Origin of the sequence: Actinomyces denticolens, assembly GCF_002072185.1 — a bacterium.
Lineage (GTDB): Bacteria > Actinomycetota > Actinomycetes > Actinomycetales > Actinomycetaceae > Actinomyces > Actinomyces denticolens.
Genome location: NZ_MVIW01000065.1, coordinates 1 through 7,618, shown reverse-complemented (window position 1 = coordinate 7,618; position 7,618 = coordinate 1). Strand labels below are relative to the sequence as shown.

Sequence of the window (7,618 nt, the reverse complement as noted above, 5' to 3'; positions counted from 1 at the left end):
AGATCTGATTCCAGGTCCAACTCATCCTCAATCATCGTCGCCGGGTAACCAGTCCTCTCGCCGATGACAGACAGCACGACGTCATGAACGTCAAGAGTCGAACTATTACCACCACCATCGGAGCCCGAAACCGACCCGCTCGACACACCCAACACCATACCCGTCTCGGAGCCAGGAGTGTCATGGCGCATGTCGGCCAGGTCGGTATCGAGTGCCGTTGACGGACTGGTCTCAGACCTCGAAACAGCGGAACTGACCTGCAAAGTGCGCGTCTCGACCGGTCCGGCGAACTCCACATCCGGCGAACTCGTCTTAGGGGAACGAGACGAGCTGCTCTCGAGGAGCCACTCGCCCTCATGCTCAGTGCGTCCTTCGACAACCGGCGGCAGCATTTCAGCGCCGCCTCGCTCTGTATCATGTCCTACAAGCCATCGGACAACATTAGCCTGATGTTCAGCGATCTTGGTCGAAGCGTTCAGGTATTCCACGACGACGTTATTGACAGTGGTCAACTGTTCTTTCCTTTCCGAATGAGACACCGTATGTCGCGCATTCTCAAGTAGATGTGCGGACGCCCCTTTACGCTCGCCAGCGGTATTCGACTGTCCCTGTCGTTCGAACACCCGCGTTAAATCAAGCGCTACGGGTCGGCCTAGAGGCTTGTCTGATCGGGGCGATCTTTCAGTGTTCTCTGCTTCTGCAGTCGGCCCTTGGACGTCTGGCTCTATTTTCGAAGCTTTCGTGGCGGGCACCGGACGACGCACGGCCGTCAGCGTCCTTGCCGCTGCTGTGGAAGGCGCAAATGCCTCCGCAAGACGTACACGACGGCGTGGTTTACGAGTGAGTCCTTCAATAACCTCGCCTCTAGTGTCAACCCCCATCCCGTCGATAACTATTCCTCGGAACTCCGACCCGAAAGCCGCCGTCGGCCTCATCGCACGCCGAATCCAACCCGCATTGAGATCGATGCCAAGAGTCAGGAGACGGGCCGCAAGATCTGGGAGCACATCCATGCTAGCATTAAGGTCAAAGCTCAAGCACTCAACCCCGGTTGTCGCCGCGACAGAATTCGCCAGGACACGTCCAGGCCCGATCTCAAGAAACGTCGTCGCTCCGTCCTCCACCATGGCACGCACCATTCGCACGAAATCCACTTGAGAACTCATCTGCGACGCCAATACTTCGCCGACATTGTCCTGTTCTCCATACGGAGTGCCTGCATTGTTCCTGTATACAGGTATTGTTGGCGGCGCCAGAATCATTTCTTCCGCCGTGGCCGCAAATTCCGCCGAAGCAGGTTCCATCTGCTTCGTGTGAAATGCCGCCGAAACCGCCAAGCGCCTCGAAGCGATGCCAGCCTGCGCCGCAGCGCGTTCAATTGCCTCCACACGATGTTGAGGTCCACCAATCACCACCTGCGAAGGCGAGTTGATATTCGCAATTGACAACGAAGAATCGCCGTCGCGTTGCAGCAGCGCCGCAGCTTCGTCGATGCCCGCCCGCAGCGCACTCATAGAACCCCCGTCACCGGTGCGTCTCATCGCCTCACCCCTAACGCGCGCGAGGCTATACAAAGTGGCTGACGACATTGATCCTCCGGCAGTGAGCGCCACTAGCTCGCCGAAACTATGCCCTGCAAGCATCGCCACGTCCGCGCCCAATTCTGAGAACGCCATCCATCCGGACAACTCCGCCATCGCTAGCAAACGCTGAGCACGGTCGGTGCGCCTGAGCCGGTGGTCGTCCTCTTCGATCTCCTCGCGAGTAAAGCGGAGCGGCGGATAGCAATCACTAGCTATCGAGCTCTGCCCTTGGACCAACCACGACAAGTCCGGACGTCCTTCCAGCACCGTTTGTGCCATTGACGTACGTTGCGCACCTTGTCCACTGAACAGAACGGCTAGTCTCGGTGTATCTGGCAACGTCCCGGCACGGACATGGACACCAGGAACCGCCTCACCGTCGACGACTGCGCTGAGCATGCGCTCCAACTCGTCGACTGTCCGAAAAGTAAATGCCACCTGAACAGGCGAGCGCGAGGAAGTGTAACGGTCCAGCAGCAGCTTCACAGCATCCGAGCCACTTCGGCCGTCAACCAGCATGTCAAGTGCGGCGCGCGCGGCAGCCCGAGCGGAGTCCCGAGAGTCTCCACGTATAGCTGCGAGCATCGGACTCGTTGGATCCAACAGGCGACGCACCGTTGAATGTTCTCCAGTCAGTACGCAGTGATAATTAGTTCCCCCGAATCCGAACGCGCTGACTCCCGCGACACGTTCAGAAGGCTCGCGGGGCCAAGGCGCAGCCTTGTCACGAAACACAAAGGGCGATGATTCAGCATCCCATACTGGATTAGGATGAGTCAAAGCCGCCGTCGGCGGTAGCTGTGCCTGATTTACGCTTAACGCCGCCTTTACCAGCCCAACCATGCCGGCGGCACACTTCGTATGACCGATCTGAGACTTCACCGAACCTATCACGCACTGTCCACGCTCCGCACCGTGAGCAGTCATAAAGTCGGTCAAAGCCTGTAGCTCTGTACGGTCACCAAGTACGGTACCAGTACCGTGCGCCTCAATAAGACCAACCGAAAGTGGGTCAACACCCGCGGACTTGTACGCCCGTTCCAGCGCAAGAAGCTGGCCCTCAGAACGAGGAGCAGTAAGCCCTGATGCTCGCCCATCACTGCTTGAACCTATTCCTCGGATAGTGGCGTAGATACGATCACCATCACGTAGCGCATCCGCGACACGCTTCAGCACCACGCAGGCAACTGCTTCACCGAGAACAATTCCGTCCGCATCTTTATCAAACGGACGTGATCTACCAGTCTTTGATAGTGCCCCCACCGAGGAGAACATCACGTAGTCTCCGATACCGTTGTGAGTGTCCGCACCACCCGCTAACGCAATGTCACAATCACCGAGAATAAGCTCATGACAGGCGGTCTTCAACGCGGCAAGAGACGACGCGCATGCTGCATCCACGACAAAGTTCGATCCGGAGAGATCGAGACGATTCGCCACACGACCGGAGACAACATTAGCCAACATACCTGGGAAAGAATCTCCCGTTAGTTCAGGAAGCGCCGCTTCAAACGCATCCGGAAGACAACCTGTAAACGCTGGCAACCCGGTCCGTAAAGCCATCCCTGACGACAATTCGCTACCTGACTCCGCGCCAAATACAACACTGGTTGTCGCCGTAACCTCTCCGGGTACCAGATCAGCGTCAATCAGGGCACGCCCGGCAGCCTCTAGCGCTAGCAACTGGACTGGCTCGATGCTCGCCAACGAACGTGGCGGAATGCCGAAACATACCGGATCAAAGGGCACAGCCGGAAGAAACGCACCTCTCGCACTATCCGATCTTGGCGCATTTCGCGCACCCGGCTCACAGAATATCTTCGGGTCCCAACGTCGTTCAGGGACATCAGTTACAAGCTCCTTGCACTGAAGGACGTTGGACCAGAACTCGGAAAGTCCTCCGCCCCCTGGGAACAGTCCTGACATGCCAATGATGGCGATGCCGTCGCCCCAAGCCGTTTCAGTATTCGAATGTTTCTCGCTAACGACCATTCGGCGGGAATTACCAAGTCCAGAGAGACGCTCGCCGATATCATTCAAACCCCCCATAATTCTCTCATGAAGCTCGTCAATCTTGCAAACCGACCGAGCTAGCAATGACACCTCACCGGTCATATACAAGCCTTGATCATGACGCACTGGAACCGGAACCGGGCGCATCTCATTGCCGTCCCTCGTTATACCCTTAGTCGCCATACGAAGACGGCCGAGCGTCATCTCCTCGAGCAACTTCCAAATATTCCGGTCCGATTCTCCAGCGCGGGTCATGTTCTCCCTGACCAATTCGATCTCGTCGACCAAATTCGTCGGAGCACAGCGCGTCACATGACCGGGAGCGGTCTCCAGCCTGGCACTAGCCGTAGCACCAATAACAACGTCGCAATAATCTTGCGTCACAGCGCCCGTCCGTATCGCATCCGCCGTAAGCGAATACATAGTTCCCATGAGAAAGGAAACCGCCGCACCGCGCTCAACAAGATCAGCCGCAGTCAGGAGAGCCATCGCGGCACTCGATGAGTCATGTATACCTCCGGCCATCGCGATAACAAGATCCGCAGCATCGACTTTCCCTTCGCTGACCAACGCCAGCAAAACACTAATTTGCATCTCCCACAGCGGGAGGGAGTACAAAGGACCGACGTGTCCTCCGCACTCCGCACCTTCAAATACATAGCATCGCGCACCAGCCGCTACGAATGTTCGAAGCACATCTGGAGAGGGGACATGGACAAAGCATTGTTTTCCGGCTTCACGAAGCAGCTTTTCTTGGTATGGGCGCCCGCCAGCAAGCACCACAGCTGAAGCCGAAGTCTTTCGAACGAGATCTATATGTTGTCGGACAAGATCTTCATCGAGGAATCCCAACATACCGACCGCCCATGTCCGTCCCCGGAGGACTGATTCTGCCTGCGTTAGCATCGCTTTCGCTTGGGCTGGGTTCGCAGCCGCAAGTGCGAGCGTACCCAACGCCTCCGCATCACAGATCTCCTCGACAAACTCCGGGACATCGCTGACTCTCGTCATTGGACCTTGAATGAAAGGGATCCCGGTATGTTGAGCATGAGCTGCGCGTGCATTGAGAATATTGAGTTGATAAACTGAACGCCATGTATCCGCTGCACCTTCAATCCTAGACGTTAGGTCAATCACGGCATCATGAACAGACTCATAGTTATGGCAGAACAGGTTGGCAATCAATGCGTCGTCACCGAAACGACGCTCTCGTTGAGAAACTTCTGAATACAGACCCCTGGCATCAGGAAGAACCTGTTCCCCATCGCACCTAACCGGCCGAGGAAGAGACGGTGCTTCCAGTATCCGACGAACAGAATCCGAAGCATCAGACTCTGGCATCAGCGCGAGCTGGACGTCCAGAACAACTCCCGCTGCTCCAGCGGCGATAAGACCCCTAGCAGTATGACGGCCCACACCTCCTCTGATCCAGATCTTCGCGTCGGGGTGCCGCTCAAGAACCTGAGCAAGGATAACCGGACTCGACAACTCTCCGGTCACACCTCCTCCCTCTCTCCCTCGAACTATCACGCCGCTTGCACCACGGTCTATCCAGCGACATGCTTCATCGCAAGAGAGTGCCTCGCCCAGGATAACCGCCTCGCCCTCCATCATCGCTGCGGCTTTATCATCTTCGAGGCACGCAGACCCGAGGATGATCACATCTGGTCGGCACGACGCCAACGCATCACCAAGAACGTCCCAGGACAAAAGCGGAGAACTCGACAACCGCACTCCAACGGCTCCTGACGCGGACTGTATAAAACGCTCCGCAACCAGTGTACTCGTCGAGTCCGATATGTCTATGACACCCAGTGCTCCAGCTTCGCTTGCGCATGCGGGGAGGTAGGAGTCCGCCGATTCGAATGGACTAAGAACAATGACCCTAGGTATAGCCAGCATTGCTGTTTCCCGTCTACACGTGCCGAATGAGATACATCAACATCTATTGTCACTTCTCTACTCTGAGAAGTTCTTGCCCGTTGGCAGATATAATCGCGACGGGAGCAGGATCCAACCTCATAGTGGTGGTCAGCACTTGCGCATCTTCCCCAACGGACTCGTAACTATAGGAGCGATTATCAAGGGCTACCGTACGAGTCCTGGCGCCAACCAGCCACGGATGGTTACGCCGCAACGCAATGAGGTCCTTATGGAGTCTATACATGTCGTTGCCGAGCGAACTTAGCCTCTCGGGACTCTCAGGGAACACCGGGCGAACGTCATCATCACCTCCGAGTTCGTCTCTCTTCTCGCCCCGGAACGCTTTTTCGTCACCGTAATAGACAGAAGGAACACCGCCAACGGTAAACAGAACGACTATCGCAAGACGCATTAGATCATCCCCAATCTTGCTCGCAATTCGTGTCACATCATGATTTCCCACGAAAGTCATCGGAATGAAACTATCCATGAAGGAGTTATGCCGTCCGAGGCACCAGTCCAACTCATAGAAGTTGCCGTCCTTCAAGGAACTCCAAATAGCCTTCCATAATTCGTATTGGGTCACCGAGTCCATCCCGGATTGCCGCACGATCTCACTATAGTCTCCGTGGATTACCTCACCAACGAAGAAGGCCTCGGGGAATTCGTTCCTCACAATGGGAAGCACTTCCGCCCAAAAACTCGGATTCATCGAGTAAGCAGCGTCTAAGCGCCACGCTGATATCCCCCGCCGCAACCAGTGAGACATCACTTCAACAACAAGGTTGCGCACAGACGGTGCGTCTTTGTTTAAGACCGCTAGCCCACGATGCCCTTCAAAGTCACGATAATTTCGGACGCTGCCATCCTCAGCCAATTCCAGGTGGAACATCGATCGCGCAGGCTCATCTCCGCTCATCGCGGACACGAACATCGGATGTGCCGTACCGACGTGATTAAACACGCCGTCGAGCATCACCCTAATTCCTCTAGCACGGCAGCCATCCAACAGGCGGTCAAAGTCACTGTCATCGCCGAGCCGAGGATCGATTGAGAAATAGTCCGTAGTGTCATATCCATGCGTCTCAGACCGAAAGATCGGCCCCAGCGCGAGCCCGTTGGCGCCGAGTTCGATCAGATAGTCGAGCCACGACACCAGGGATCCGAGACCACGCCCGGCAGAATCTGCGAGAGCGTCCGACGGAAGCGGACGCACCGAAGCCCCCGTAAACCCTAATGGATATACCTGCCACCATATCGCGTTCTTTGCCCAAGGTTTCATGGTATTTACCGTTTCATTAGTAGGCGGTCTCGACTGATTCGCAGTAGCTATAGATCGTGCGTTTTCGCGTGTATATGCGCTTATGGCTATCTTGATATTCCTTGCTGTCACGCGTCATGATCGAGGGACTCCTTCTGCTATAGCTACAAGAGTTCAGGTTCGCGAACGAGGGTCGCAGCCACCTGCAGGGGTGGTGCTCGCGGCAGGGTTAATTGTTCCTTACTACGTCTAGGTCGTCAAGTGGTTGATGAGACTCGTCACGGGTGGAGGAGGCTTGGCACCGGGTCCAGGGGCTCGGCGAAGTCGACGGCAGGTTGTCTGATATCTCGGTTAAGGGGTCTCCATTTCGTTGCCAATGGTGGGGCGTGTTCGTGTTCAGCGGCGCCATGGGCGTGGGTGGTCGTCGGGTTGGAGGGTGCCCGGCAGGGCGCGTGGTCCGGGTACGCCTTTGGGGTGGTTGGTGTTGCGTGAGGGGTCCTGTACGAGGCTCTGTCAAGCCCCGGGTTTTGTGGAGGGTGTTTTATCTGGCGCCGACGGTTGCCGGCTGGGGTTGGCTGGTGGTCTGCTCGCCGACGTCCAAGGCCTCGGAGTCGGGCTCGGTTTCGGGCTCGGCGATGGTGTCGGTGTCTTCTGGTGGGGTGTAGGCCTGCTCGTGCTCGATCGGAGCGTGCATGCCTATGGTGGAGTGAGGCCGGACGGTGTTGAACCAGTGCACCCACTCGACGGTAGCGAACTCGACATCGTCGATGCCCTGCCAGGGCCCGTTGGCGTCGAGGTAGTGGCGGTTTCGGATGAGCTCGGCCTTGTAGAGCGAGTT

General features: G+C 56.7%; 3 protein-coding genes. All 3 read right to left on the bottom strand.

Translation table 11 applies throughout. The features are described 5' to 3' along the window. A partial coding sequence (locus B1H55_RS12430; protein WP_205635524.1) for a type I polyketide synthase occupies positions 1 to 4,214 on the bottom strand: 4,214 nt, incomplete at its 3' end. A 1,333-nt stretch (positions 4,215 to 5,547) separates the two neighbouring features. Beyond that, positions 5,548 to 6,801 carry an alpha-amylase family protein gene (locus B1H55_RS11725; RefSeq protein WP_073454588.1) on the bottom strand — a complete coding sequence of 418 codons (1,254 nt, stop codon included), beginning with the start codon at positions 6,799 to 6,801 and terminating at the stop codon, positions 5,548 to 5,550. A gap of 520 nt (positions 6,802 to 7,321) precedes the next feature. After that, on the bottom strand, positions 7,322 to 7,618 hold a 297-nt coding region (locus B1H55_RS13045; RefSeq protein ID WP_143222432.1), incomplete at its 5' end, for an integrase core domain-containing protein.

Coding starts and splice junctions, on each gene's coding strand:
- B1H55_RS11725 (WP_073454588.1), bottom strand. CDS start 6,801: ATGAAACCTTGGGCAAAGAACGCGATATGGTGGCAGGTATATCCATTA.